Origin of the sequence: Bariatricus sp. HCP28S3_D3 (assembly GCF_052065755.1) — a bacterium.
Lineage (GTDB): Bacteria > Bacillota > Clostridia > Lachnospirales > Lachnospiraceae > Allocoprococcus.
Genome location: NZ_JBQHTK010000001.1, coordinates 1 through 26,317, shown reverse-complemented (window position 1 = coordinate 26,317; position 26,317 = coordinate 1). Strand labels below are relative to the sequence as shown.

21 protein-coding genes and 1 pseudogene are annotated in these 26,317 nt (G+C 46.3%); 16 read left to right on the top strand and 6 right to left on the bottom strand.

The genetic code is table 11. From position 1 onward, the window contains the following. Nucleotides 1–26: 26 nt before the first annotated feature. Entirely contained in the window at nt 27–404 is a 378-nt protein-coding gene (locus ACTNB3_RS00110) for a hypothetical protein (protein ID WP_441023989.1), read from the bottom strand. 273 nt (nt 405–677) lie between these two features. Between ACTNB3_RS00110 and ACTNB3_RS00105 the strand changes: the two genes are divergently transcribed. Then, nucleotides 678–2,060, top strand: coding sequence for a citrate/2-methylcitrate synthase (locus ACTNB3_RS00105; protein WP_427820308.1), 1,383 nt, complete (start codon nt 678–680; stop codon nt 2,058–2,060). A 55-nt stretch (nt 2,061–2,115) separates the two neighbouring features. Here ACTNB3_RS00105 and citX read toward each other — a convergent pair whose 3' ends face one another. After that, nucleotides 2,116–2,619 (bottom strand): citrate lyase holo-[acyl-carrier protein] synthase, encoded by a 504-nt coding sequence (gene citX / locus ACTNB3_RS00100; RefSeq protein WP_441023986.1) that lies wholly within the window; start codon nt 2,617–2,619, stop codon nt 2,116–2,118. A gap of 40 nt (nt 2,620–2,659) precedes the next feature. Further along, a pseudogene (locus ACTNB3_RS00095) lies at nt 2,660–3,178 on the bottom strand ([citrate (pro-3S)-lyase] ligase); the annotation flags it as partial. Between the two features lie 166 nt (nt 3,179–3,344). Here ACTNB3_RS00095 and ACTNB3_RS00090 point away from each other — a divergent pair. Continuing rightward, on the top strand, nt 3,345–4,292 hold the full coding sequence (locus tag ACTNB3_RS00090) for a radical SAM protein (protein ID WP_441023984.1): 948 nt from the start codon (nt 3,345–3,347) through the stop codon (nt 4,290–4,292). Between the two features lie 35 nt (nt 4,293–4,327). Here the strand turns inward: ACTNB3_RS00090 and ACTNB3_RS00085 are convergent, their stop codons facing one another. Continuing rightward, nucleotides 4,328–5,650, bottom strand: a complete 1,323-nt coding sequence (locus ACTNB3_RS00085; protein ID WP_441023982.1) for a CapA family protein — start codon at nt 5,648–5,650, stop codon at nt 4,328–4,330. Nucleotides 5,651–5,740: 90 nt separating this feature from the next. Next, entirely contained in the window at nt 5,741–7,093 is a 1,353-nt protein-coding gene (locus ACTNB3_RS00080; protein ID WP_441023979.1) for an MATE family efflux transporter, read from the bottom strand. Nucleotides 7,094–7,336: 243 nt separating this feature from the next. Here ACTNB3_RS00080 and ACTNB3_RS00075 point away from each other — a divergent pair, with 243 nt between their 5' ends. The 10 genes from ACTNB3_RS00075 to ACTNB3_RS00030 all read left to right on the top strand — a co-directional run bounded on the left by ACTNB3_RS00075 (nt 7,337) and on the right by ACTNB3_RS00030 (nt 19,904). Beyond that, nucleotides 7,337–7,534: a LacI family DNA-binding transcriptional regulator gene (locus ACTNB3_RS00075; protein ID WP_441023977.1), complete on the top strand. Its 198-nt coding sequence runs from the start codon at nt 7,337–7,339 to the stop codon at nt 7,532–7,534. Next, nucleotides 7,509–8,126, top strand: a complete 618-nt coding sequence (locus tag ACTNB3_RS00070; RefSeq protein ID WP_441023975.1) for a LacI family DNA-binding transcriptional regulator — start codon at nt 7,509–7,511, stop codon at nt 8,124–8,126. Before ACTNB3_RS00075 ends, ACTNB3_RS00070 begins: the two co-directional genes overlap by 26 nt. Beyond that, nucleotides 8,107–9,465, top strand: coding sequence for an MATE family efflux transporter (locus ACTNB3_RS00065; protein ID WP_441023973.1), 1,359 nt, complete (start codon nt 8,107–8,109; stop codon nt 9,463–9,465). Before ACTNB3_RS00070 ends, ACTNB3_RS00065 begins: the two co-directional genes overlap by 20 nt. Nucleotides 9,466–9,582: 117 nt before the next feature. Then, nucleotides 9,583–12,186 carry an ATP-dependent chaperone ClpB gene (gene clpB / locus ACTNB3_RS00060; RefSeq protein WP_441018484.1) on the top strand — a complete coding sequence of 868 codons (2,604 nt, stop codon included), beginning with the start codon at nt 9,583–9,585 and terminating at the stop codon, nt 12,184–12,186. Nucleotides 12,187–12,339: 153 nt separating this feature from the next. Continuing rightward, on the top strand, nt 12,340–13,308 hold the full coding sequence (locus tag ACTNB3_RS00055; RefSeq protein ID WP_441023971.1) for a Gfo/Idh/MocA family protein: 969 nt from the start codon (nt 12,340–12,342) through the stop codon (nt 13,306–13,308). A gap of 146 nt (nt 13,309–13,454) precedes the next feature. Then, nucleotides 13,455–15,029 carry a 4-alpha-glucanotransferase gene (malQ, locus tag ACTNB3_RS00050; protein ID WP_441023969.1) on the top strand — a complete coding sequence of 525 codons (1,575 nt, stop codon included), beginning with the start codon at nt 13,455–13,457 and terminating at the stop codon, nt 15,027–15,029. Nucleotides 15,030–15,059: 30 nt separating this feature from the next. Beyond that, nucleotides 15,060–16,289 (top strand): DNA polymerase Y family protein, encoded by a 1,230-nt coding sequence (locus tag ACTNB3_RS00045; protein WP_441023966.1) that lies wholly within the window; start codon nt 15,060–15,062, stop codon nt 16,287–16,289. A 105-nt stretch (nt 16,290–16,394) separates the two neighbouring features. After that, the gene (locus ACTNB3_RS00040; protein WP_441023964.1) at nt 16,395–17,606 is read left to right on the top strand and encodes a carboxylate--amine ligase; all 1,212 of its coding nucleotides are present in this window, start codon (nt 16,395–16,397) and stop codon (nt 17,604–17,606) included. 51 nt (nt 17,607–17,657) lie between these two features. After that, a complete protein-coding gene (locus ACTNB3_RS00035) occupies nt 17,658–18,359 on the top strand; it encodes an aspartate/glutamate racemase family protein (RefSeq protein WP_441023961.1) in 702 nt (233 codons plus the stop codon). Between the two features lie 30 nt (nt 18,360–18,389). Continuing rightward, a complete protein-coding gene (locus tag ACTNB3_RS00030; protein WP_427808248.1) occupies nt 18,390–19,904 on the top strand; it encodes a Mur ligase family protein in 1,515 nt (504 codons plus the stop codon). A gap of 102 nt (nt 19,905–20,006) precedes the next feature. On the opposite strand, the gene ACTNB3_RS00025 is transcribed toward ACTNB3_RS00030, so the two are convergent. Then, entirely contained in the window at nt 20,007–20,894 is an 888-nt protein-coding gene (locus tag ACTNB3_RS00025) for an arginase (RefSeq protein ID WP_441023959.1), read from the bottom strand. Nucleotides 20,895–20,997: 103 nt separating this feature from the next. On the opposite strand from ACTNB3_RS00025, the gene ACTNB3_RS00020 reads away from it, so the two are divergent. From ACTNB3_RS00020 to fmt, 4 genes are read left to right on the top strand one after another with little or no spacing between them, the layout of a single operon-like run. Then, a complete protein-coding gene (locus tag ACTNB3_RS00020) occupies nt 20,998–22,506 on the top strand; it encodes a UDP-N-acetylmuramoyl-L-alanyl-D-glutamate--2,6-diaminopimelate ligase (protein WP_441023957.1) in 1,509 nt (502 codons plus the stop codon). Nucleotide 22,507: 1 nt separating this feature from the next. Next, nucleotides 22,508–24,736 (top strand): replication restart helicase PriA, encoded by a 2,229-nt coding sequence (gene priA / locus ACTNB3_RS00015; RefSeq protein ID WP_441023955.1) that lies wholly within the window; start codon nt 22,508–22,510, stop codon nt 24,734–24,736. 20 nt (nt 24,737–24,756) lie between these two features. After that, nucleotides 24,757–25,227, top strand: a complete 471-nt coding sequence (def, locus tag ACTNB3_RS00010; protein WP_427808256.1) for a peptide deformylase — start codon at nt 24,757–24,759, stop codon at nt 25,225–25,227. A 38-nt stretch (nt 25,228–25,265) separates the two neighbouring features. Further along, nucleotides 25,266–26,198, top strand: a complete 933-nt coding sequence (gene fmt / locus ACTNB3_RS00005; RefSeq protein ID WP_427808258.1) for a methionyl-tRNA formyltransferase — start codon at nt 25,266–25,268, stop codon at nt 26,196–26,198. Nucleotides 26,199–26,317: the final 119 nt, after the last annotated feature.

Below are 26,317 nucleotides of genomic sequence, written 5' to 3'. Positions count from 1 at the left end.
AGAGATGGCACTTTCTGTCTTTTGCATCAGCGGATCATGTAAGCAAGAGCAGCTAAAATGATAAGGACAACGACAAAAACAGTGGCATACAACCACTCGTTGCTGAGAAAATGTTTTCCGGCAGAGCTGTTTTTCGATGTCTGATCTGGATCGGAAGTCTTGCTGTCTGATTTCATGTAATCCTGAACCGTTTTCGAAAATGGGAGGGTTCTTGTTTTATTTACTTCCAGGTAATCGATACTCTCTTCATCATCCAGTTCGGATAACTTTGATAGTACATCTTTATAGGCATCATTTCCAAGGTCCGAAGGTAGATCAGGAAAATCACCGTCACAGGTTACTTCAAAATCGTTGTCAAATATTTCTGCATTATCATTCTGGATCTTTTTGGTTTCTTCATTCATATTAACACCTCCTCCAGTGTTTTTATTCTAATATGTTTCTGGAAAAGACACAAGAGATATTAAAAAAATTCACAGAAAGTTCGTGGGTGAAAACAAGATAATATGCCGGAAAAATCCGTTGCGATTGCAGAAAGACAATGATTCTAGCTGCGTTTTCTGATAAAAAATTAAAATTATGCATAAAAATAGCATGGAAATTGCAAAAAGTGATTGTATTCTTATGAAGTTTCGTGTAGAATAATAAGAAATTTTGTTTAAACAGGAGGTACGTATATGGCAGAGAATGAAATGATGGATATGGAAGAACCAAGTATACTGAAAAAAGATATGGAAGTCCTTACAGAAGAATTGATGAAGATGCATCATATCGACCCGAACCTGTATATAGAATATGATGTAAAAAGAGGATTGCGTGACTCTGCCGGTAAGGGTGTACTGACAGGGTTGACCGAAGTGTCTGATGTAAGCGGCTTTAATCTGATAAACGGAAGGAGAATTCCGGCGGAAGGGACGCTTTATTATCAAGGGATCAATGTTAATGATCTTGTGAAGGGGCTGGAAGGAAGACGGTTTGGATTTGAAGAAACGATTTATCTGCTTTTGTTTGGTAAGCTTCCTACTAAAGAAGAACTGGATATGTTTCTAAAAGTAATGTTCGAACTTGAAAATCTAAGCGGTAGATTTGTTCGCGATGTAGTCATGAAGGCATCCAATGCGAATATTATGAACTCTATGCAAAGATGCATTTTGACGCTTTATACCTATGATTCAGATCCGGAAAATATTTCACCGGATAATGTGCTGCGTCAGTCGTTGAGTTTGATTGCAAAACTTCCACTGATTGCGGTATATTCGTATCACGCTTATCGTCATTTCAGGAAGGATGATTCACTTTTTATTAAAAATCCGAGGAAAGGACTGTCACTTGCAGAAAATATGCTTCTGATGCTCAGACCGGATGGTGACTATACAGAGCTCGAGGCAAAAGTCCTGGATATTGCGCTGATTCTGCATGCAGAGCATGGTGGTGGTAATAACTCAACATTTACGACGCACGTTGTTTCTTCGTCAGGAACCGATACATATTCCTCTGTGGCAGCGTCCATTGGATCTTTGAAAGGGCCGCGTCACGGTGGCGCGAATCTGAAAGTGCAGAAGATGTTTGAAGATATCAAGGCCAATGTGAAGGACTGGAAGAACGAAGAGGAAGTATCTGATTATCTTCAGAAAATTCTGAACAAACAGGCCTTTGACCGTACAGGCCTGATTTATGGTATGGGACATGCAGTGTATACGCTGTCTGATCCAAGAGAAGTGATTTTGAAGAAATTTGCGAAGGAACTGGCAGAAGAAAAGGGACGTACAGAAGAGTTCGAACTTTATGAAATGGTAGAACGGCTTGCAGGAAAGCTGATTATGGAACATCGCAAACTGTTCAAGAATGTATGTGCAAATGTGGATTTCTACAGTGGGTTTGTATATTCTATGCTTGGTATACCGGAAGAGCTTTTTACGCCGATTTTCGCGATTGCGCGTATGCCTGGATGGAGTGCGCATCGTCTGGAAGAGCTGATCAATGCCAATAAGATCATTCGTCCTGCCTATAAATATGTGGGGCATCATGAAGATTTTGTGGCGATGGAAGATCGGGGTTAGAATGATTTATAGATTTATCATATAGGAAATATTAAAAAAGGGATGTGGCTTTAAGCTACATCCCTTTTTCAAGAATTTCTTCAATTTTATCCTGCATTTCTTTGACAGAATGGCGTCTGGAACTGGCACATTCCTGCGCCTGTCTGCCGCAGATCAGACATTTGCGATAGATGGGTCTGGAGAGCTTTTCGCCGGTGATGTCAATTACATCGATGTCAAAAAGGCGGCCGAAGCAATCCGTTTCTTCAATCTGTGTAGTAAGTGTCTTGATGGAGCTGGCAGGAAATTTGACTGCGGCGATCCATTCATCTCCGGTGACTTCGTGAATCGGAATGGCTTCTAAAACCGGAATTTTCTGTAAAGTAAGCTGCTCTTCAAGAATTTTTAATCCATGTTCAAAAGCAGAACGTATCTGTGGAGTTGTTTTGTTGGGACCGGGAATATTCATACAAAAAGAAATAACAGGGCAATGATATCTGGCAATCAGTTCCTGCTGAAGAAGTGCCCGGTGTTCACGGCAGGCAAGCATTTCAGGTAAAGTTACTTCGTATCCTTGCATGGTTTTATCCTACCTTCCTTTCTTTTAATAGTGGATGAACATCGTTTTCCGAGGCGGCTTTTTCGACAAGATACTGATGACCGGATGTAAAAGGATTGGCGTTCATAACCAGTGCCGCAACGCGAGTTCCATCTTTTTTCTCAGAAGAAAGTTTCTGAAGATAGCGGGAGAATCCGGTTTTGCGGTTTTCCATGAAAACGATCTGTTCATCAATGCGCGCAATCTCATAAAAACCAAGATCGCCGAAAAATTAGGCAGAGCTGCATTTGGTATAGAGAAACAGATGTGTATTTGCACGTTCAAACTGTACTTCCATGAGGTGGGACACAATCTGGTTCATGAGACCTTCTCCCTGATGGACACTGCTCACTGCCATGCAGCGCAGGGTATTGCCGAATCAGCTTCCGGTTGCAATGACATTTAGGTATTCATCAAACATGGCGCAGGTGTAGTCCAGATGGGCGTCGCGCCGTATGCCCTCTGCAGTGAGAAGCTGATCGATCTGCCGGTTGACCCGGATATCATCTTTCGGTATCGTTGCAATATAATAATCAGACATGGTTTTCTCCTTCAATTTTTGAATATACCGATATGGAATGACGGGATTTGCGAAGAAAATCAGGTATGCAATTGACCTGAGAGGAAAATGAATTTATACTGAAAGCAGAAAAGCAAAAGGTCTGTGTAAGAACGAATGAAAGCGTCAGTATGTGAGGTGAATGAATATGAATTATGAAGGTCAGATATGCCGTGCTCCTATGGAGAGAGCGTCATTTATGCTTCCGGTTATGGTAGGGTGTTCTTATAACCGGTGCAAGTTCTGCAATTTATTCCGGCATCTGAAGTACAGGGAACTGCCGATGGAGCAGATTGAGGAAGAACTTAAAAGAGTCGCTGAACTGGGTGGAAATCCGAAAAAGATTTTTCTGGGAGACGGAAATGCGTTCGGATTGAAAACGGAACATTTGATGGAGATTCTGGACAAGATCCACGTATATTTCCCAGAATGTTATTGCATTAATATGGATGCAACCGTCACCAGCATCCTGAGAAAATCGGAAGAAGAACTGGAACTGTTATATAAGAACGGGGTACGTCATCTTTATCTGGGAATTGAAAGCGGCCTGGATGATGTTCTGAAGTTTATGGAGAAGGATCATGATCAGGAACAGGCGATAGCTGCGATCGAAAGAATCCAGAAGGCTGGGATGCTGTTTGATGCGCATATCATGACGGGAGTTGCCGGTAAGGGAAGAGGAACGGAAAATGCAGAAGCACTTGCGGACTTCCTGAACCGCACGCATCCAAGACATGTGGTGAATTTTTCGATGTTTCTTCATAAGGAAGTGCCGTTGTACCGACATATTGAAGACGGCACGTTCGTGCCTGCCGATGAGGTGGAAAACCTGCGTGAAGAACGCTGCCTGCTGGAACATCTGAAAGGGAACGAGATCCTGTACGACGGATTTCACGATTTTATTGAAGTCAGAGTAAAAGGAACACTTCCGAAAGACAAAGAGAGAATGCTGGCAAAACTGGATCAGGTGATTGCGGAATATGAGCATCGGGAGCCGGTTTATGCGTATTTAAGAGGTGAGTGTCCGGATCTGGAAAAATGTGAGAATCACAGATCCCTTTGGGAAATGGAAGATGCGAAGAGGATGACGGTTTAAATAAATCGATCGAAAAACAAATATCTCGGCATGGGTTATTCCATGCTGAGATATTCTCCAAATGTATTTTGTGCCAGAGACAGTAATTCGTCTTTTGTCAGAATGATACCCCAGGCATTGCGAAGTCCGTGTTTTGCGGCCTGTTCTTCTGTATAATGGTCCAGAAGATAGGTGCTTTCTACGACACTGGACCCGGTCCATCCGGGATAAATAAAATGTGTCACTAACGGAATTGCCTTGATACTGTCCTCGCGGATATAGGTGCCGGATTCGTCCTGTACGATGGTAAGATTGGCCATGCCGCCAAGCATTTGGGCAACACCGTCCTGGGCAGAGGTATAATTGCCCAGAGAATAATAGCAAAGCGCGCGGTTCCCGTTATCGGCGGTGACCCATTCTACAGGTTGAATGACGTGAGGATGTGTTCCGATGATCAGGTCGGCACCGGCTTCAGCCATCTGACTCGCAAAGGTAATCTCCTGAGCAGTTGCTTCCATTGTGTATTCGATGCCCCAGTGCGGAAATACGATGGTAAAATCAGCCATCGATTCTGCGCGGCGGATATCGTCAAGAACCTGTGGATGAATCGTGTTAAAATCGATGTAACGCGAATTGGCATCATAATTACATAGCATATTCAGATGGCCTTCAGCCTTTGTGCTGAAGGTTTCTGCGTTGTGGCTGTATGTATAATTCAGCAGTGCAAATTTAATTCCGTTTATCTCGAGCACCGGAATCTGGGACTGTTCTTCCCGGGTTTCATAAATGCCCAGGACCGTCATGGCGGGATGGCTGGTCTTCCAGAATGAAACACAGTTCAGTAATCCGTCCAGACCCATGTCAAAGCCGTGGTTGGAAGCATGCAGGACAACATTGAATCCGACTTCCTCCAGAGTGTCGCCAATCGCCTCGGGAGAGTTGAAGACCGGGTAATCCCGGAGCCCTTTTTCATCACCACCGAAGATGGTTTCCTGATTGATGACTTTCAGGTCACATGTCTCCAGATAGGGTGCGAGGTTACTGTAGAGAAGCGTATAGTCATGACTGCCGTCAGACTGCAGGCCGGACTGCCAAACTGCAGTATGGATCAGATTATCGCCGACTGCCATCAAAGATACTTCTTTCGTGGAAAGGGCAGCTTCTGTGACTGCATCCGAAGTGTCTGCAGCCTGAATCGCTGTTTCGGAATCTTTTGCCGAGGCAGAAACCGGTGGTGTTTCCTTCGTCTGTCTAGTTTCAGATATCCAGCTTTTGACAGCAAAACCATCCAGAATCAGCAGTAAAAGAAGTATCAGTAAAAGAATATAAATAATTTTATTTCGTTTTTTCGATTTACGTTTTCGTGCTCCCCTTGCCATATCGTATTCCCCCTCATCGATGATATTCGACAAAATGTGACTATATTTTCAGTATAGAATACCAGGGAATATTTCGCAAGCAAAAGCATATTATAGTTTCCGCTCCGTATATTTGAACGTCAGGTAGAAGAGAATTCCTTTGGCGATGGATGAAATCGTCAGGGCCCACCAGATTCCGGATAATCCCATTCCGATACTGGTAAGGAACATGGCGAGGGGAATTCGGGCTCCGGTAAGGGTGATGCTGATTACACTGCAAAGTGTTGTTTTCCCGAGACCGGAGAGTGCACCGACCGTCATGAGTTCTACACACATAAAGATTTCACTGAAACCAAGAATGACCAGATATTCGGCGGAAATCTGGATGGCTTCTGCTTCATGGAAGAACAGGCGGGAGATCGGAGTCGGAAGGAAAATAAATGCAGCACTGATCAGTGCGCCCCATATTACCAGAATACGCAGGGAAATAGAATAGCCTTTGCGGATTCGGTCTGATTTTTTTGCACCATAATTCTGCCCCACAAATGCATTTAATGCTGCCCCGAAACCATCTGCGGTATTCCAGGAGAGAGATTCGATCTGCCCTCCAACACGCTGTGTCGCGACTGCGGCGGCTCCAAATCCGGAGATCATGCGGGTCAGTACCATGGAGATCATACAGTACAGACTGCTCTGAAGTGCCGTCGGGATCCCGATTCTGCAGATGGAACGATAGTATTTGCGTGGACTGAGGGAGAATAGCTTTACATGCTTTAAAATATTTTTTCCGCTTTTCGGAAGAAAAATATGGATCATCATCACCGACATAACAAGGAATTGTGCTGTTACGGTCGCGATGGCGGCACCCATGGCCTCCAACCGTGGGAAGGGACCGATACCTAAGATCAGCAGCGGATCCAGGATCATATTGCCGACCAGCCCGATCAGATTGGCAAGGAAGGGAGTCCGGGAATCTCCCTGGGCCGTAAAGAGTCCGGTCAGTGTAAGACTCAGAAAAGAAAACAGAATGAGCCCACAGGTTACTTTCATGTAGATTACGGCGGCAGAATAAGATTCTGCGTCGGACAGATTGAAAAATGAAAGCAACGGTTTCATGAAGATCAGGCAAAAGGCAGAATAAATGAAAGAGAACACGATCGTAAGCTGGAGTGCACAGGAGGCATAGTGAGTTGCCTCTTCCGTATCATTTCTGCCGCAGCATTGCGCCACATTAACCTGTCCACCCATTCTGGCAAGTGCAACAACCCCCTGAGACAGCCAGACAAACATGCTGCCGACCCCGATTCCAGCCACAGCTTTGGATCCGAGCATACCGATCCAGGCCATATCGGTGATGCTGTAGGCAGTTCCGAGAAAGGAAGAAGCCATAATTGGCAGAGCCAGTTCGGACAGTGTTTTAAAAATAGGACCGCAAGTCAGGTCCAGCGTTTTTGTTTTACTCATAATCATCATACCCCAAACATGAAATTAATGCCGTAAAGCATACTTTCTTATTCTAACATGGATGGCAGAAAAAAGAAAGAAAACTGTATGGTTTGTATATATTTTACAAATCGAGTCTTGGATTTTTGGGATAGATTATGCGTTTAACCTCTTCCGAAAATCCAAGGCTTTTATTATACTTTATCATATGAAAACGAAAAAGGGTTTTGAGGAGAGAACCGGATGGAATGAGAGGTAAGAGTGATGGAACAAGGGAGAGTGCGGATCGCAGACATAGCAGAGGAACTGGGGGTCAGTACGACGACGGTATCCAATGTGATTCACGGGAAGACCAAAAAAATCTCGGATGAGACGGTGAAACGGGTGCAGGCACTGCTGGAAGAGAAAAAATACATTCCCAACATGGCGGGAATCCATGCACATTCCGTTTGTTGTATATGACGGATGTTTTGGGGAGACGGAGCGCATCTGTAATCTGATCATCGATGATTATGACGGCGGATGGCAGATGGGAGAATATCTGAAGCGGATGGGACACGAGAAGGTTTTGTGTATTGCCGACAACTATATCTACATGGATAAAGAACGGATCGAAGGCTGCAAAGCGGCATTGGGAGAGCAGAAAGTGGGATTTCTGCAGATCCCTTTTGAGAAGGAAGCAAGAAAGAGGATGTATCGGGAAAGGTTGGGAGAGATCCTGGAATACACGGCTGTCTTTGCTGTGTCGGATTTCTACGCGGCGGAACTGATGCACAGCCTTCAGGAACAGGGGATCTGTGTGCCCGATGATATTTCTGTGGCAGGTTTTGACGACAGCCCGCTCTGTGAGAGGGTGAGCCCGGAACTTACAAGTGTGCGGCAGGACACAAAAGAGAGGGCAAAGCAGGCGGTGAGGCGCCTCAGTAAATTGAAGCAGGGAATTTGGGATGAGCAGACGGTGCGGCTTCCGGTGTATCTTGTGGAACGGGGAAGCGTGAAAATGATGGAGCTGAAAAAGAAGAGTGGAGGAAAATATGGTGAAGACTCTAAATAGCAGAGAACCATTTTACAAAACGGTATTAAAAATTGCCGTTCCGGTCACACTGCAGTCGCTTTTACAGGCATCCTTCAGTGTGGTGGATCAGATGATGATCGGCAGACTGGGAAGTGCAAGTATAGCGGGCGTAGGGCTTGGCGGAAAGTTTTCTTCGCTGTATACGGTGCTTCTGGGGGCGGTTGCTGCCGTGGCAGGAATCATGATTTCCCAGTATATCGGGCAAAAGGATGCGGGCGAGGTGGGGCGGAGCTTTCGACTGAATCTGAAGCTTGCGCTGGGACTTGCCATGCTTGCGGTTTTTGTGAGCATGTGTTTTCCGGGACAGATTATGTGGCTGTACACGAAGGATGAAGTGACGAGAGGGATAGCAGCAGAATATCTCCGGATTCTGGCGCTGGCCTTTGTCCCGATGGCAATCGTATCGATCCTCTCAACGCTGCTGCGCTGTATGGAAGCGGCTATGTTTCCGCTGTATGCGAGTATGGCCTCAGCAGTTCTGAATACAGCTTTGAATTATCTGCTTATTTTCGGGAAAATCGGGCTGCCGCAGCTCGGGGTAAGAGGAGCTGCGGCAGCAACCGTGATTTCACAGTGGACGGCTTGCCTGATTACAATCGGATTTGGAATTCATTTTTGCAGGAAGAATGAGATTCGTCTGAAAACGGAAGGAAGAATGACAAGAGAATATGCAGAAATGTTCCTTAAGATTTTGTGCCCGATCATCATCTGCGAATTTTTGTGGAGTCTTGGGGAAAATGTATATGCTGCGATTTACGGTAATATCGGGACAGCCGCTTGTGCTGCCATGACTCTGACGATCCCGATCCAGACACTGATGATGGGAGCGCTGAGCGGATTGTCCCAGGCGGCCGCTATCCTGATTGGAAAGGCGCTTGGCGCGGGAGAATATGACCGGGCATATTGGGAAGCGAAGAGGCTGATGATTTATGGACTGTGTGGATCATTGGCGTTTTCGGCAGCTATCTGTATAGTGAGCAGATTTTATGTGCAGATTTATCATGTCGAGGCAGAAGTTCATAAAACGGCGGTTCAGCTTCTGATCGTCTATGCTCTGATTGCGCCGGTGAAGGTCCAGAATATGTTACTGGGCGGAGGTATCATCCGAAGCGGCGGAAAGACGAACTATGTGATGTGGATTGATTTTATCGGAACCTGGATTTTCGGAGTGCCGCTGGGGCTTCTTAGCGCGTTTGTGTGGAAGTTGGAGATACCGTATGTGTATTTCATTTTGTCGCTTGAGGAGTGCGTGAGGTTTGGAATGTCGCTAGTGGTTTTTAGAAAGAAGAAATGGATGAGGAGTTTAAATTCTTTATAAAATTAGCACTCAACCCTTGACAGTGCTAATAATTAGTGTTATATTGCAACTAGAACAAAGAAAAGGGTTGTTCTGAGTACACTATTTGTATCAGTTTTTATAAAGGAGGCGTGTGTTATGAATATTAACAAATTTACACAAAGCTCCATGGCGGCAGTTCAGGGCTGCGAGAAAGTAGCGATGGACTACGGCAATCAGGAGGTTGAGCAGGAACATTTATTATATGCTCTTCTTACGATCGATGACAGTTTGATTTTGAAATTATTTGAAAAGATGGGGATTTCGAAAGAAACGATCATCAACCGTGTGGAGGAAGCCCTGAGGAAGCGTCCGAAGGTTCAGGGCGGTCAGATGTATATCGGGCAGAATCTGAATAATGTGTTGGTTCACGGTGAGGATGAAGCGAAGCAGATGGGAGACGAATATGTTTCCGTTGAGCATTTGTTCCTTGCTCTTATGAAGTATGCCAGCCGGGATATGAAGGCACTTTTCAGAGAACTGGGAGTGACGAGAGAGGGATTCCTTCAGGCACTTTCTACGGTAAGAGGAAATCAGCGAGTGACCAGCGATAATCCGGAAGCAACGTATGATACACTGAATAAATATGGACAGGATCTGGTAGAACGTGCGAGAGAGCAGAAGCTGGATCCGGTTATCGGGCGTGACGCAGAGATCCGGAATGTGATCCGGATTCTTTCACGCAAGACGAAGAATAATCCGGTTCTGATTGGTGAACCCGGTGTCGGTAAAACGGCGGCCGTGGAAGGCCTTGCACAGCGAATCGTTCGTGGTGATGTGCCGGAAGGACTGAAGGATAAGAAGATTTTCGCTCTGGATATGGGAGCGCTTGTTGCCGGTGCGAAGTATCGTGGTGAATTTGAGGAACGTTTGAAAGCGGTTCTTGAGGAAGTAAAAAATAGCGATGGAAACATTATTCTTTTCATTGATGAGCTTCACACGATCGTTGGGGCCGGCAAGAGTGAAGGTGCTATGGATGCCGGCAATATGCTGAAGCCGATGCTGGCGAGAGGTGAACTCCACTGTATCGGTGCAACCACACTGGATGAGTATCGTCAGTATATTGAGAAAGATGCAGCGTTGGAACGTCGTTTCCAGCCGGTTACTGTGGATGAACCTACGGTGGAAGATGCGATTTCGATTTTGCGTGGACTGAAAGAACGCTATGAAGTATTTCATGGAGTCAAGATTACAGACGGAGCACTTGTGGCAGCCGCAACCTTGTCGAACCGGTATATTTCCGATCGTTTCCTGCCGGATAAAGCCATCGACCTTGTGGATGAAGCATGTGCGCTGATTAAGACAGAACTGGATTCTATGCCGACAGAGCTGGATGAGCTGAATCGAAAGATCATGCAGCTGGAGATCGAGGAAGCTGCTCTTAAGAAAGAGGATGACCGGTTAAGTCAGGAGAGACTGCAGCATCTGCAGCAGGATCTGGCAGAACACAGGGAAGAGTTTGCAAAGCGAAAAGCCCAGTGGGACAATGAGAAGCGTTCCATTGAATCCGTGCAGAAACTTCGTGAACAGATTGAACAGGTCAACCGGGAAATCCAGACGGCTCAGCAACAGTATGATCTGAACAAGGCGGCTGAGCTTCAGTATGGACGCCTGCCACAGCTTCAGAAGCAGCTGGAAGCGGAAGAAGAGAAGGTAAAAGACGAAGATATGTCTCTGGTTCATGAGAGCGTGACCGAAGAAGAGATCGCGAAGATCATTTCTCGTTGGACCGGAATTCCGGTGGCGAAGTTGAATGAAAGTGAGAGAAGTAAGACGCTTAATCTTGACAAGGAACTGCATAAGCGTGTGATCGGTCAGGATGAAGGTGTGCAGAAGGTTACAGAAGCGATTATCCGCTCCAAGGCAGGAATCAAAGATCCGACGAAGCCGATCGGTTCGTTCCTGTTCCTTGGCCCTACCGGTGTAGGTAAGACGGAGCTTGCCAAAGCACTTGCAGAGAGCCTGTTTGATGACGAGAACAACATGGTGCGTATCGATATGAGTGAGTATATGGAGAAATATTCTGTATCCCGCTTGATCGGAGCGCCTCCGGGATATGTCGGATATGACGAAGGCGGACAGCTGACTGAGGCCGTGCGGAGAAAACCGTATTCGGTCGTTCTGTTTGATGAGGTGGAAAAGGCACATCCGGATGTGTTCAATGTGCTTCTTCAGGTTCTGGATGACGGACGAATCACCGATTCACAGGGCAGGACTGTGGACTTTAAGAACACGATCCTGATCATGACTTCCAATATCGGATCCACATATCTGTTGGACGGTATTGATGAGGACGGCAGCATCAAGCCGGAAGCAGAGCAGATGGTCATGAATGATCTGAAAGCACACTTCAGGCCGGAATTCCTGAACCGTCTGGATGAGACGATCATGTTTCGACCACTGACGAAGGACAACATTTACTCTATCATTGATCTTCTGGTTGCGGATGTGAATAAACGTCTGGAAGATAAGGAGCTGGATGTAGAACTGACAGAGGCTGCAAAACAGCATGTGGTCGAGGGTGGTTATGATCCGATGTACGGTGCAAGACCGTTGAAACGGTATCTGCAGAAGAATGTGGAGACGCTGGCGGCACGGCTGATCCTTGGTGGCAATGTGGGAAGCGGAGACACCATTCTGATCGATGAGGTGGATGGAAAACTTGAGGCAAGAGTGAAGCAGAGAGTTCGCGAAGTAAAGTAAATGAATACAGAATAATTTCATAAAGGATTTCTATAGGACGCAGACCCCGAAAAGAATCATGAGAATGACTTTTTGGAGTTTGCGTCTTCTTTTTGTCTATGATACAATAATTTTATCTGAGTTTAGTGGTGCAAAGAAAGGGGACAAAGGGAAATGAAATTCGCAATTTTGGCAGCGGGAAATATTGCTAACAGCATGGCAGAAGCGGTGAGCGGAATTGATGCGGTAGAGAAATATGCAGTTGCATGCCGTGAAATTGAACGTGCAAAAAAATTTGCTGATAAATGGGATTTTGAGAAGGCATACGGCTCTTATGAGGAGATGCTGGAAGATCCGGAAGTGGAACTGGTGTATGTGGCATCTCCACATTCTCATCATTATCAGCACACGAAGATGTGTCTTGAGCACGGAAAACATGTTCTTGTGGAAAAAGCATTTACCGTAAATGCTAAGCAGGCAGAGGAATTGATTCGGATGGCTAAGGACAAGGGACTTCTTCTGGCAGAGGCGATCTGGACCAGATATATGCCGAGCAGAAAGATGATTGATGAGATTGTAGACAGTGGTGTGATCGGTAAGGTGACCTCGTTGACCGCGAATCTGGGTTACGTACTTCCGCATGTGGAACGTATGCAGAGACCGGAACTTGCGGGAGGTGCTCTTCTGGATCTGGGTGTGTATCCGATCAATTTTGCTCTTATGGCATTTCATGAAGACGTGCAGAATATTACTTCGACAGCAGTGCTGTCTCCGGCCGGAATTGATTGGATGAACAGCATTACGCTGACGTTTGCGGACGGAAAAATGGCAGTTCTCCACAGCGACATGCTGGCGCAGACGGACCGCCAGGGTGTCATAAACGGGGATAAGGGATACATCGAAGTGCAGAATATTAACAACTGTGAAGAAATCAGGGTGTTTGATCTGGCGCGGAAGATGATTGCCAGATATGAACGGCCGCAGCAGATCAACGGCTATGAATATGAAGTTATCTCCTGCATGAAGGCAATCGAAGAGGGGAAAACAGAGTGTCCGGAGATGCCGCACAGTGAAACGCTTCGTGTTATGAAGATGATGGATTCGATCCGAGAACAGTGGGGAATGACTTATCCGTGTGAATAGTACGGAAAATGAAGAAAGACCTCTAAAAAGTGAGAAAACAAGTATAGTTTTTTGTAAAGCCATGACATGGAATGTATGGTATGATTTTAAAAGGAGAAAAGTCTGTAAATGAAACAATACAGACGGGAATCAGGAGGAAACAAAAGATGAAAAGAGCAGGGGGAATATTACTTCCCATTACAAGCCTTCCGTCCAAATATGGAATCGGGGCATTTTCGAAAGAGGCGTATGAATTTGTAGATAAACTTGCAGAGGCGGGACAGTCTTACTGGCAGATACTCCCACTGGGACCGACCAGTTACGGGGATTCACCATACCAGTCCTTCTCAACCTTTGCGGGGAATCCGTATTTTATCGATCTTGAGGCGTTGATCGAGGAAGGGGTGCTGACCCAAGAAGAATGTGACGCCTGTGATTTTGGAGATGATCCGAAAAATGTAGATTATGGGAAAATTTATCAAGAAAGATTTAAGCTTCTTTATAAGGCGTATGAGCGTAGCAAAATTTATGAAGTGCCGGAATTTCAGAAGTTTATACAGGAAAATGCTTTCTGGCTGGATGACTATGCGCTCTTTATGGCAGTAAAGGAACGCTTTGACGGAGCTGCGTGGAATGAATGGGCTGAAGATATCCGTCTCCGTTGGGGATTTGCGCTTGATTATTATCGGGAAAATTGTTATTTCGAAATTGAATTTTATAAATATCTGCAGTTTAAATTCCTGCAGCAGTGGACAAAACTGAAAGAATATGCAAATAATAAGGGGATTAAGATCATTGGTGATATTCCGATCTATGTTGCGTTTGACAGTGCGGATGCATGGGCGAATCCGCAACTCTTCCAGTTTAACAGTGACAATCTGCCGGTTGCTGTGGCAGGCTGTCCGCCGGATGCATTTTCCGCTACGGGTCAGTTGTGGGGAAATCCGCTTTATCGCTGGGATTATCATAAGAATACAGATTATGAATGGTGGACACGAAGAATGGAGCACTGCTACAAGTTGTATGATGTAGTGAGAATCGATCATTTCAGAGGTTTCGACGAGTATTATTCCATTCCGTTTGGCGATGAGACGGCAATGGGCGGCCATTGGGAGAAAGGACCGGGGATGGATCTGTTCCGGACTTTAGAGCGGAAACTTGGGAAGCGGGAAGTGATCGCGGAGGATCTTGGGCTTATGACCCCATCCGTAGAAAAACTGGTAGCAGACAGTGGTTATCCGAATATGAAGGTATTGGAATTTGCATTTGAACCGGACGAGGATACGGGATATCTTCCGCATTCTTATGACAGAAACTGCGTGGTATACACGGGAACGCATGACAATGATACCCTTCTTTCATGGTTTGGGACACTCACGGAAGAACAGAAAGAATTCCTTTTTGAATATATCGATAAGGAAGTCGGTGAGGAAGAAATCAACTGGGAGATCATTAAGCTCGCGATGATGAGCAGTGCAAATCTTTGCGTGATCCCGCTGCAGGATTATCTGGGACTTGGAAATGAGGCAAGGATCAACAAGCCTTCTACGCTCGGATGTAACTGGAAGTGGCGTCTAAAAGAAGGACAAGTCACAGATGAATTGTTAAAAGAAATCAAAAAATTGACAATCAGGAGTTTCCGTACCGAAAGACCGCGAAAAGAAGTTGTTGAAGAAACAGAATCAGAAGCGGAAAATACGGCGGAAACAGAAATGGAAGAAGAAAAGAAAGTAGAAGTATAACTATAAGAAGTTTAACAGGAAGGCAAAATCATGCGTCCGATTATTTTTCATATTGATGTGAATTCTGCATATTTAAGCTGGACGGCTGTGGAACAACTGAAAAATGGGGCGGCGCTTGATCTTCGTACGATACCGGCGATTATTGGCGGGGATCAGAAGTCCCGCCATGGTGTTGTTCTGGCAAAATCCATTCCGGCGAAGAAGTTCGGAATCCGCACCGGGGAACCGGTAGCAAATGCCATGCGGAAATGTCCGAATCTTCATATGGAGCCGCCGGATCATAAACTATACCATAATTATAGCGAAAAACTGATGGAATTCCTGCGAGGATACACGAAGGAGATCGAACAGGTCAGTGTGGATGAATGCTATATGGACTTCACCGGAATTGCAGGAAAATATGCTTCTCCGGTGGCGGCCGCTTTTGAAATTAAGGACAAAATATATGAGATGTTTGGATTTACGGTGAATATCGGAATTTCCAGCAACAAACTGTTGGCAAAGATGGCATCGGATTTTGAAAAACCAAACCGGGTCCATACTTTATTTCCGGAAGAGATCCGTGTGAAGATGTGGCCGCTTCCGGTGCAGGATCTCTTTATGGCAGGCAGAGCAAGTGTGGAAACGCTGCAAAAACTGGAAATTTCCACGATTGGAGATCTGGCACAGACGGATCCTTCAATTCTGGAATTGCATTTGAAGAGTCATGGACGTATGCTCTGGGAATTTGCAAACGGAATGGATGACTCTTCCGTACAGTCTGAGGAGACCGCGGCAAAAGGAATCGGAAATTCTACGACGTTACCGCAGGATGCAGTTACCCGCGAAGCGGCAGTGAAGGTGCTTTACGAACTCGTACAGAGTGTGGGAAGAAGACTGCGCAAAGCCGGCAAGAAAGCAAGCATGGTGAGCACGGAGATTAAATACGCGACGTTCCAGAGTGTATCCCATCAAAAACAGCTTGCGCGCCCATCTGATGAAGATCAGGTGATATACGAGGAGGCCTGCCGGCTGTTTGACGAACTCTGGAGTGGAGAACCGATCCGGCTTCTCGGTATCCGATCGTCTAAGCTTACGGATAGCGGACAGCCGGAACAGATTAGTATGTTCGATGCAGAGTTTGTTGCAGAACAGACGAAAAGAGCGAAGCTGTCTGAAAAGCATAAGAAATTGAATACTGCAATGGAGAGCATTTGCAAACGCTACGGGAAGGATGCCGTTGTAAAGGCAAGTGATCTGGCGAAAAAAGAGGCGAAGTGACGGTGATGGATGTGACAAATAGAAGGTCATTCCTTGACACTGGTACTTCGCCTGCGTTATAATCAAGTGATATGTATCAATCAGGAAGGAGCAGTTTTTCAAATCATGAAATTTCAAGACAAAGAATTTATCCCGGTACTTTTGGGGGGCGATATCAACACATACAGTGTTGCGCGTGCTTTTTATGAACAATACCGGGTAAAGACATATATATTCGGAAAATTCCCAACGGGACCAAGCTATAACAGTAAGATCATCGAATATCATCCGAACCCGAAGATCGATACCGATGATTATTTCCTTAAGACGGTTAATCATTTTGCAAAAAAACATGCGGATAAAAAGATTGTCCTGATCGGATGTGGGGACAGTTATGTGGCTTTGATCAGTAAGCATAAGAGCGATCTTGCTGACAATATCATTGCTCCGTACATTGATTTTGAACTGATGAACAGCCTGCAGCAGAAAGAGACATTCTATAAGCTCTGTGAAAAGCACGGGGTGGATTATCCGGGCACTTTGATTTACGATGCATCCATGGGAATGGATTTTGAGATGAATTTCCAGTTTCCGGTGATTCTGAAACCATCGGATAGTATCCAGTATTGGGAGCATGAGTTTGAAACACAGAATAAAGTCTATACGATCAAAGACAGGGAAGAGTTGGAGCGCGTGATTGGTCAGATCTATGGTGCCGGCTATACAGATAAGCTGATTATCCAGGATATGATTCCGGGAAATGATGAATACATGTATGTATTGACTTCCTATTCGGATCGGAACGGAAAAGTGAAGATGATGTGTCTGGGACACGTTCTTCTGGAGGAGCATACTCCGCACGGCCTGGGAAATCATGCGGTGATCATTACGGAGCCGAATGAAGAACTGATGATGAAAGTGAAGAATCTTCTGGAAGACCTGCATTATGTTGGATTCTCTAATTTTGATATCAAGTACGACAAAAGAGACGGCAAATTTAAGTTCTTTGAGATTAATACACGGCAGGGAAGAAGTAATTATTATGTGACGGGATCCGGATTCAATGTGGCAAAATATATTGTTGAAGAATATGTTTACGGCAAAGAATTAAAGCTTAAACTGGCCAAAGATGAACATCTCTGGATGGTTGTTCCGAAAGCAGTCGCATTTAAATATGTGAAAGAAGAGGCGAACAAAGCAAAACTCAGAAAGCTGATTAAAGAGAAGAAAATGGTAAATCCGGTTTTCATGAGAGGAGATTTGAAGCCAAGACGTTTCCTTGCGATGGCGAAGACACATCTGAGTCACTTTGTGAAGTTTAAAAAGTATTACAGTTAATAATCCGAATAGAAGCGGACAGAATTAATAAAACGGACAGGGGAGATGCGTATGGTGAAGAAATTAGGAGTGATCGGCGGAATGGGGCCGGAAGCGACAAGCTTTTTCTATGCGAGGGTCATAGCAAGAACCAAGGCGGCAAGTGACCAGGAGCATATTGACATGGTGATCTTAAGTCATGCTACGATGCCGGACAGAACGAAGGCAATTCTTACCGGACACAAAGAGGAATTTCTGAAGGCGATTACGAAAGATGCCCGTGATCTGGAGAAGCTTGGGGTTGCGAACATTGCAATTCCCTGCAATACTTCCCACTATTTCCTGAAAGAGATCCAGGCGGCGACGAAGGTTCCGATCATCAACATGGTGGAAGAAAGCGTACGCTATGTGACGGAACAGCATCCGGATGTGAAGAAGATCGGTATTATGGGAACAGACGGCACCTTGCAGGCAGGCACCTATTATCGCGCATGCGAACGTCGCGGCATTGCGGCTGTTTCGCCGCGGAGCGATGCGCAGCGGGAGGTTATGTCACTGATCTACGATGATATTAAAGGCGGTAAGACCGGAGACAGGTCGAAATTTGACTGTGCATATAACGATCTGATGGAACAGGGATGTGATGCTGTTATTCTGGCATGTACAGAGATCTCTGTTTTTAAAGAATACTATCAGGTACCTGTCAACTGTCTCGATGCTATGGATGTTCTGGTGACGGAGTCCATCCTCCGCTCGGGAGCTCAGATCAGATAGGCGAAGGAGAACTGGAAGGAGAGGCTACAGATGAAGAAATATACATTGGAAGCTTACGCGCAGCTTCTTCAGAATGCGCGGATGATGAAGGAATTTTATTCCTGTGGAAAAGAAGATGCACAGATTGAATACCTGACCTATGACTCGAGAGAAGTTGTGGAAGGAACATTATTCATCTGCAAAGGCGCCGCATTTAAAGCGGAATATCTCGACGCCGCGATCCGGAAGGGGGCGGTGGCTTATGTGAGCGAGGTGAAATATGATACGGAAGTAGATGTGCCGTATTTCCTGGTTGACGATATCAGAAAAGCAATGCCGTATCTTGCGGAGAAGTTCAACAATGCGCCGTGGAAATCACTCAATATCGTGGGAATAGGCGGAACAAAGGGAAAATCCACTTCTGCATATTACATGAAAGCAATTGTGGATGATTACATGGAAGCAACCGGTGGAAAAGAAAGTGCGGTCATTTCTTCGATTGATATTTATGATGGCGTGATCAAGAAAGAATCACATATTACGACGCCGGAGGCGGTGGAATTGCAGGAGCATTTCCGTCATGCTGTTGAGAGCGGAATTTCTTATGTGGAGATGGAGGTATCCTCTCAGGCGCTGAAATATAACCGTGTTGATAATATGATGCTGGATGTGGGGATATTTCTTAATATTTCCGAAGATCATATCAGTCCGATCGAACATCCTGATTTTGAAGACTATTTTGCTTCTAAGCTTAAAATATTTGCAAAGGCAAAGAACGCAGTGGTCAATCTGGATGCGGATTTCGCTGACCGGATACTGGAAGCGTCAAAGGCAAGTGAGCGGGTGCTGACATTTAGCACTAGGAATCCGGAGGCGGATGTTTACGGGTATGACATTCAGAAAGACGGTCATGAGACCGTATTTATGGTAAAAACAGCAGAGTTTGATGAAGAATTCCGTCTGACTATGCCGGGACTTTTCAATGTGGAAAATGCGCTTGCCGTAATCGCGGCATCCATACTGCTCGGTATTCCGAAGGAGTATATGCACAGTGGACTTTACCGTGCTAGATCCAGCGGACGAATGGAACTGTATGCGAGCAAGGATAAGAAGCTGATTGCAGTCGTGGATTATGCACACAACAAACTCAGTTTTGAAAAGTTGTTCTCCTCTACGAAGGATGAGTATCCGGACTATGCGATCGTTTCTATTTTTGGCTGTCCGGGCAAGAAAGCCTACATTCGAAGAAGGGACCTTGGAACGGTTGCTGGGCAGTATTCGAAGAAAGTATATTTGACGGCGGAGGATCCGGGATACGAACCGGTGGAAGACATTTCCAAAGACATTGCGCAGTATGTAGAAGCGCAGAACTGTCCGTATGTTATGATCGAGAACAGGGGAGAGGCAATCAAGGCCGCGATGGATGAAGCGGAAGGAAAGACAATCCTTCTGATCACCGGGAAGGGAAATGAGACGCGTCAAAAATACGGATGTGAATATCTGGATTGTAAATCAGATGTACAGTATGTAAAAGAACTGCTTGCAGAGTATGATAAAACGCATTAGTAAAAACAGGAAGTGCCTTTCTAAGCACTTCCTGTTTTAAAATGCGTAGCAATCCTTCGATCCTGTCATATAATATAAGTATAGAGCACTGCCGGTATCATTTTAGAAAGAACGGAAATCTGCAGAACTCTCATACAGTTCGTGAATCAGAGAAACCAGTTCGGAGACGAAATCGGCGGTTCGGTCCATCTTGTCGTGCGCCACATTGAATTCTACAATATCACAGGCGATCACGGGAAGTGCAGGCAGAAGTGTGCGGAACATTTCCATAACTTCCGCCTGATTGAATCCACCGGGAACCGGTACGGATACGCCCGGAATCAGTTCCGGATCCATGGAATCAATGTCAAAACTGATATGAACAGCGGACAGGTGCGAAAATCGGCCGATTATTTCGGTCAGACACTGGGAAAGACCCTTGGCACGAACCGCGCCCCATGTATAATAGCGTATGTGAAGCTGATCCAGAAAAACTTTCTCCGGCGGATCGATGTCGCGAAGCCCGATCATGATGATATTTTCAGGTTTTAGTTTCGGTTGTTCGTCCAGAAAATGGGTCAGACGTTTCTTGCCCATACCAAGCAGTGCGGCAACCGGCATGCCGTGAATATTGCCGGTTACAGTTGTCTCATCCGTATTGATGTCCGGATGGGCGTCAATCCAGAGAAGGCCGGTATCGCCGCCTGAGGTACGGCGGGTATATACACTGGAAGCGGAGACGGAGCCCATGGCCGCGCTGTGATCTCCTGCGATAAAAAGTGGGGTATCCCCTTTGGAAAGTACCTCATATCCATAGGAAGCAATGCTCTCGCAAGTGGCAGCGACGCTGTTCAGATTTTTGAGCTGAAGCAGCCCCTCTTCCTCTTTCTTGATTTCCGGGATGAGAGGAAACTGTAAATTAGGATAATGTGCGTTTAAGTACGCAAGACTTCGAATCAGTCCGGTGTCACCAACCCCTAGGTGAATCGGACACCCATACATGTGCAACATAAAAACCTCCATAACAAAAGGACAGTATGTCCTGCTGATAGAAGTATAGCAAATTGGAAGCAGAAACACAAGGGGCGAAGGTTTGTTAGAAAAGAGGTTTTGTATGAAGCTTGTAAATCTGACAGGACAATTGGAATATGCGGTGCTTAGGGCCCCATGCCCGCTTGCAGAGATTGAGATTACCGGAATCTCTTATGATTCCAGAGAGACGAAAGAGGGAGAACTGTTTGTATGTCTGGCGGGGAGCAGGGATGACGGCCACCGGCATATCAGTGAGGCACGCATAAGCGGCGCCGTGGCAGTTCTTGTAGAGAAGCTGGTGCTGGATAAAGAAATTCTGCATATTCCTGAGGGGATGGCGGTTCTCCTTGTGAAGGACACGAGGGAAGCATTGGCTTATATCAGCGCTGCGTATTTTCAATATCCGGCCAGAAAGCTGAAGGTAATTGGTGTGACCGGAACCAAGGGGAAAACGACAGTTGCCAGCCTGATTTTTCAGATGCTGGAGGCACTCGGACATCGGGCGGCGCTGATGGGCACGATCGGGACCGTGATCGGAGAAATGCAGATCCCGGAGAAGAATACAACGTATGAATCCTTTACCATTCACCAGTATTTTGCTAAAATGGTAGAAATGGGATGCGAATATGCAGTCATGGAAGTATCTTCGCAGGGAATCAAGTGGAAACGGATCGAAGGAATTGAATTTGAAATTGGTATTTTTACCAATTTTGGAGAAGATCATGTGGGAGCGCATGAGCACGCAAGTATTGCGGAATATCGGTATTATAAATCTTGTCTGTTTCGTCATTGCAGGATTGGAATCGGCAATCTGGACGACCGGAATTGCGGATTTATGTTTAAAAGAGCAACCTGCAGAAAATATGGTTTCACCACAATGCGGGACGGCGGAGATCATATACTTGCTGCATCCGGAATTTCGTTTGGAATGGAAGAAGAGGGCCCTGTGAGCAGATTTACGGCGGATGGGACAGAATTTACTATGGAGATGCCGGGAATGTTTAATGTCTATAATGCGCTGGCAGCGCTTCAGGCAATCCGGTGCCTGGATCTTGATATCAGCCAGGCAGCAGAGACGCTTAGAAAAGCGCATGTAAAAGGAAGAATGGAGAGAATCCTCGTTGAAAAAAACATCGCTTGCTATATAGATTATGCGCACAATGCGATGAGTCTCCAGTGTGTGCTTACGACGCTGAAAGTGTATCAGCCCGGAAGAATCCTGCTGGTATTCGGGTGTGGAGGAGAAAGGGCTGCCTCACGCAGACTGGAGATGGGAAAAGTGGCAGGACGGCTGGCGGATATGACGATCATCACGTCAGATAATCCCCGGGAGGAAGAACCGATGCAGATCATTCGGGAGATTCTAGAAGGGATGGAAATGACAAAGGGAATGTATCTGGTAGAAGAAGACCGGAAAAAAGCGGTTTCGCTGGCAATTTCCATGGCGGAACCGGGAGATATCCTTGTCATTGCCGGAAAGGGACATGAGTCCTATCAGGAAATCAGTTCGATGCGGTATCATATGGATGACAGGGAACTTGTGCTCGAAGCAATCAAAAAAAGACATCAGACAGAAAGTGAAGAAAAATAGGATGTATGCAGATATTATCATAGATATTACAAATGAAAAACTGGATCGGATCTTCCAATATCGGGTACCGGAATGGCTGGAACAAGTTCTGCATGTCGGTATGGAAGTCGTGGTTCCTTTTGGAAGAGGAAATCATGAAAGGCATGGATATGTGGTTGGTTTTTCAGAAACATGTGACTATGAACCGGATAAGATGAAAGAAATACTAAGACCTGCAGAGAAAAGTGTAGCAATTGAATCGCATCTTGTAGAACTTGCGGCCTGGATGAAGGAACAGTACGGAGGGACCATGATTCAGGCACTTCGGACGGTTCTGCCAATCAAGAAAACAGAAAAAGCCAAACAACAGAGGATCATAAGAAGGCTGATTTCTGTGGAGGAGGGACGTGCGAGGCTGGAGGAATACCGGCACAAGAATCAGAAGGCGAGAGCACGGCTGATGGAGGCACTTCTGGATGATGAAGAAATTGATGCGTCGCTAGTCATGAAAAAACTGAATATCACACAGGAAGTAGTGCGCGCGCTGGAGAAACAGAATGTACTGGAAGTCTATTCAGAGCAGATCTACCGAAATCCGGTCAAGAAGACGGAGAGGGAAGAAAAGACCGTTGTGTACACAGAGGCGCAGAAGGCAGCCATTGAGACATTCCGGGAAGATTACCGGAAAAAGGATTATCACACCTATCTGCTGTACGGGATCACGGGAAGCGGGAAGACAGAAGTATATATGGAAATGATCCGGGAAGTGGTAGCTGGCGGCAGGCAGGCAATCGTGCTGATTCCGGAGATCGCACTGACGTATCAGACCGTCATGCGGTTCTGCCGCCGGTTCGGAAGCAGGGTTTCGATCATGAATTCCCGACTTTCGCCGGGGGAGCGGTATGACCAGATGATGCGTGCGAAGAATGGGGAACTGGATGTGATGATCGGACCGAGATCAGCCCTTTTCACACCATTTACCGATCTTGGCCTGATCGTGATCGATGAGGAGCATGAGTCGGCTTACAAAAGTGAACAGGTTCCCCGGTATCATGCCAGAGAGACTGCGGAAGAGCGAGCAAGGCTGGAAGGAGCAAGTGTCGTGCTTGGTTCGGCCACTCCGTCACTGGAAGCATTTTACCGATGTCGGAAAGGAAAGTATCGTATGCTGGAGCTTCCCGGCCGGACAGAAGGAAGTCTGCTTCCGACGGTGGATGTGGTGGATATGCGTGAGGAAATGTCGGCAGGAAACCGGTCCATTCTCAGCGACCGGCTGCACAGCCTGATGGAGGACCGGCTGAAAAAAGGAGAGCAGATAATGCTTTTCCTGAATCGGAGAGGATATGCAGGATTCCTTTCTTGCAGGTCTTGCGGATATGTAGTAAAATGTCCTCATTGTGATGTTTCACTTGCAATTCATAAAAACGGCAGGATGGTCTGCCATTATTGCGGGTACGAGCGGGCACAGGTAAAGGTATGTCCTTCCTGCGGGTCGCCCCATATCGGTGGTTTCCGCGCAGGTACGCAGCAGATCGAGGAACTGGTGAAACGGGAATTTCCGGAAGCAAGGGTGCTCAGAATGGATCTGGATACCACCCGCAGCAAGGAAGGACATGAGAAGATTCTGTCGGCATTTGCCGGAGAAGAGGCAGATATCTTGATCGGCACGCAGATGATCGTGAAAGGACATGATTTTCCCAACGTTACTCTTGTGGGTATTCTGGCGGCAGATATGTCTCTGTATTCGGACGATTACCGTTCGGCGGAGCGAACCTTTGAACTGCTCACGCAGGCGGCGGGAAGAGCCGGAAGAGGACGCAAAAAAGGGGAAGTCGTGATCCAGACTTATAGTCCGGATCATTACAGCATCCAGACTGCGGCCAGGCAGGATTACAGAGCATTCTATGAGGAAGAGATGAATTACCGGGAACTCATGGGGTATCCACCGGCAGAACATCTGCTGGCGGTATTGCTTTCCGGTGAAGATGAAGCACTTCTGGAAAAAGGTGCACATTATCTGAAGGAGTATGCGCTCCATGTGTCCAGAGGAACCCGTTCTAAGATTATCGGCCCCGCCAGTCCTTATGTGGGAAAAGTGAAAGATGTGTACCGCAGAGTGCTGTATATTAAGGATGAATCTGGCAATGTGCTGGTTGGAATTAAAAATAAAATGGAACAATATATTGAGGTCAACAGTGGATTTGCAAAGATGAGGATTCAGTTCGATTTTGACCCGATGAACGTATTTTAATGAGAAGTGGAGGATGTAAAATGGCAATCAGAACAATCAGAGAAATGGGAGATGACGTATTAACAAAGGTTTGTAAGGAAGTCCCGAAGATGACACTTCGGACAAGGATCCTGATCGAGGATATGTTGGACACAATGTACCAGGCAGCCGGAGTGGGACTTGCGGCACCGCAGGTGGGAATTCTGAAACGAATCGTCGTGATCGATGTAGGAGAAGGACCGATCGTGATGATTAATCCGGAGATTCTGGAGACTTCCGGAGAGCAGACCGGAGAAGAAGGATGCTTAAGTGTTCCGGGAAAAGCCGGTGTGGTAACCAGACCGAATTATGTGAAGGCACGGGCACTTAATGAAAACATGGAAGAGTATATCATTGAAGGTGAGGAACTTCTGGCGAGAGCAATCTGCCATGAACTGGATCATCTGGATGGGCACCTTTATGTGGAAAAGGTTGAGGGAGAGCTGCACGATACGAATTATGAAGAAGAATAGGAAACTTGTATCATTCGATGAAAAGAAGGAGGATTGAAATGAGAATTATATTTATGGGAACTCCTGATTTTTCGGTCGGGACACTGGAGGCGCTGGTCGAGGCCGGTCATGAAGTGGTTCTTGCGGTCACACAGCCGGACAAGCCGAAGGGACGAGGAAAGGAAATGCAGTTCACACCTGTGAAGGAATGTGCGCTGAGACACGGGATTCCGGTATTCCAGCCGAAAAAAGTGCGTGATCCCGAGTGTGTGGAAGAGCTAAAGAAATATCAGGCGGATGTCTGTGTTGTAATCGCATTTGGACAGATTTTGCCGAAAGAAATTCTGGAAATGACCCCATATGGGTGTATCAATGTTCATGCATCCTTGCTCCCGAGCTATCGGGGAGCAGCGCCGATCCAGTGGGCTGTCATCCGGGGAGAAAAAATATCCGGTGTGACGACCATGCAGATGGATGAAGGTCTTGATACCGGAGACATGCTGGAAAAGACCGAGATTATTCTGGATGAGAAAGAAACCGGGGGCAGCCTGCACGACAAGCTTGCCGAGGCAGGGGCAAAGCTCTGTGTTCATACACTGGACAAATTGGTCCAAGGGGACTTGACGCCACAGAAACAGGGGGAGAGTCCGACGGAATACGCAAGAATGCTGGATAAAAAGCTGGGTGATATCAACTGGGAACAGTCCGCGGTTGAGATTGAACGGCTGATCCGGGGACTGAATCCGTGGCCGAGCGCCTATACAGACTGGAATGGGAAAACGATGAAGATCTGGGAAGCAGACGCGGTACCGGGAGAAAATACAGAAAAAGCTCCGGGCACGATTACGGATGTGACGAAAGATGATTTTGCCGTGCAGACCGGAGACGGTCAGCTGCGCGTGCGTGCGCTTCAGATTCCGGGGAAAAAGCGGATGGAAGCAGATGCCTTTTTAAGAGGGTATCAGGTAAAAGTGGGGGAGCATTTGGGATAAGGAGGAATTAGTGTGAAAGAAAGTAGAGGAAGACCATAAATTGGCGCACTTGAATAAGCTGTCTAAGGCAGGCAACTTTTTAAAGTGTTATAGAGTTAGAAAATTAAATCAAGAAGCTA

Bases quoted from the DNA above. Each gene is read 5' to 3' on its own strand.
- ACTNB3_RS00080 (WP_441023979.1), bottom strand. From the start codon at position 7,093: ATGAGTAAAACAAAAACGCTGGACCTGACTTGCGGTCCTATTTTTAAA.
- malQ (WP_441023969.1), top strand. From the start codon at position 13,455: ATGAAAAGAGCAGGGGGAATATTACTTCCCATTACAAGCCTTCCGTCC.
- ACTNB3_RS00105 (WP_427820308.1), top strand. From the start codon at position 678: ATGGCAGAGAATGAAATGATGGATATGGAAGAACCAAGTATACTGAAA.
- ACTNB3_RS00085 (WP_441023982.1), bottom strand. From the start codon at position 5,650: ATGGCAAGGGGAGCACGAAAACGTAAATCGAAAAAACGAAATAAAATT.
- citX (WP_441023986.1), bottom strand. From the start codon at position 2,619: ATGCAAGGATACGAAGTAACTTTACCTGAAATGCTTGCCTGCCGTGAA.
- ACTNB3_RS00055 (WP_441023971.1), top strand. From the start codon at position 12,340: ATGAAATTCGCAATTTTGGCAGCGGGAAATATTGCTAACAGCATGGCA.
- ACTNB3_RS00070 (WP_441023975.1), top strand. From the start codon at position 7,509: ATGCACATTCCGTTTGTTGTATATGACGGATGTTTTGGGGAGACGGAG.
- ACTNB3_RS00065 (WP_441023973.1), top strand. From the start codon at position 8,107: ATGGTGAAGACTCTAAATAGCAGAGAACCATTTTACAAAACGGTATTA.
- ACTNB3_RS00090 (WP_441023984.1), top strand. From the start codon at position 3,345: ATGAATTATGAAGGTCAGATATGCCGTGCTCCTATGGAGAGAGCGTCA.
- fmt (WP_427808258.1), top strand. From the start codon at position 25,266: ATGAGAATTATATTTATGGGAACTCCTGATTTTTCGGTCGGGACACTG.
- def (WP_427808256.1), top strand. From the start codon at position 24,757: ATGGCAATCAGAACAATCAGAGAAATGGGAGATGACGTATTAACAAAG.
- clpB (WP_441018484.1), top strand. From the start codon at position 9,583: ATGAATATTAACAAATTTACACAAAGCTCCATGGCGGCAGTTCAGGGC.
- ACTNB3_RS00110 (WP_441023989.1), bottom strand. From the start codon at position 404: ATGAATGAAGAAACCAAAAAGATCCAGAATGATAATGCAGAAATATTT.
- ACTNB3_RS00045 (WP_441023966.1), top strand. From the start codon at position 15,060: ATGCGTCCGATTATTTTTCATATTGATGTGAATTCTGCATATTTAAGC.
- ACTNB3_RS00075 (WP_441023977.1), top strand. From the start codon at position 7,337: ATGGAACAAGGGAGAGTGCGGATCGCAGACATAGCAGAGGAACTGGGG.
- ACTNB3_RS00035 (WP_441023961.1), top strand. From the start codon at position 17,658: ATGGTGAAGAAATTAGGAGTGATCGGCGGAATGGGGCCGGAAGCGACA.
- priA (WP_441023955.1), top strand. From the start codon at position 22,508: ATGTATGCAGATATTATCATAGATATTACAAATGAAAAACTGGATCGG.
- ACTNB3_RS00025 (WP_441023959.1), bottom strand. From the start codon at position 20,894: ATGTTGCACATGTATGGGTGTCCGATTCACCTAGGGGTTGGTGACACC.
- ACTNB3_RS00020 (WP_441023957.1), top strand. From the start codon at position 20,998: ATGAAGCTTGTAAATCTGACAGGACAATTGGAATATGCGGTGCTTAGG.
- ACTNB3_RS00030 (WP_427808248.1), top strand. From the start codon at position 18,390: ATGAAGAAATATACATTGGAAGCTTACGCGCAGCTTCTTCAGAATGCG.
- ACTNB3_RS00040 (WP_441023964.1), top strand. From the start codon at position 16,395: ATGAAATTTCAAGACAAAGAATTTATCCCGGTACTTTTGGGGGGCGAT.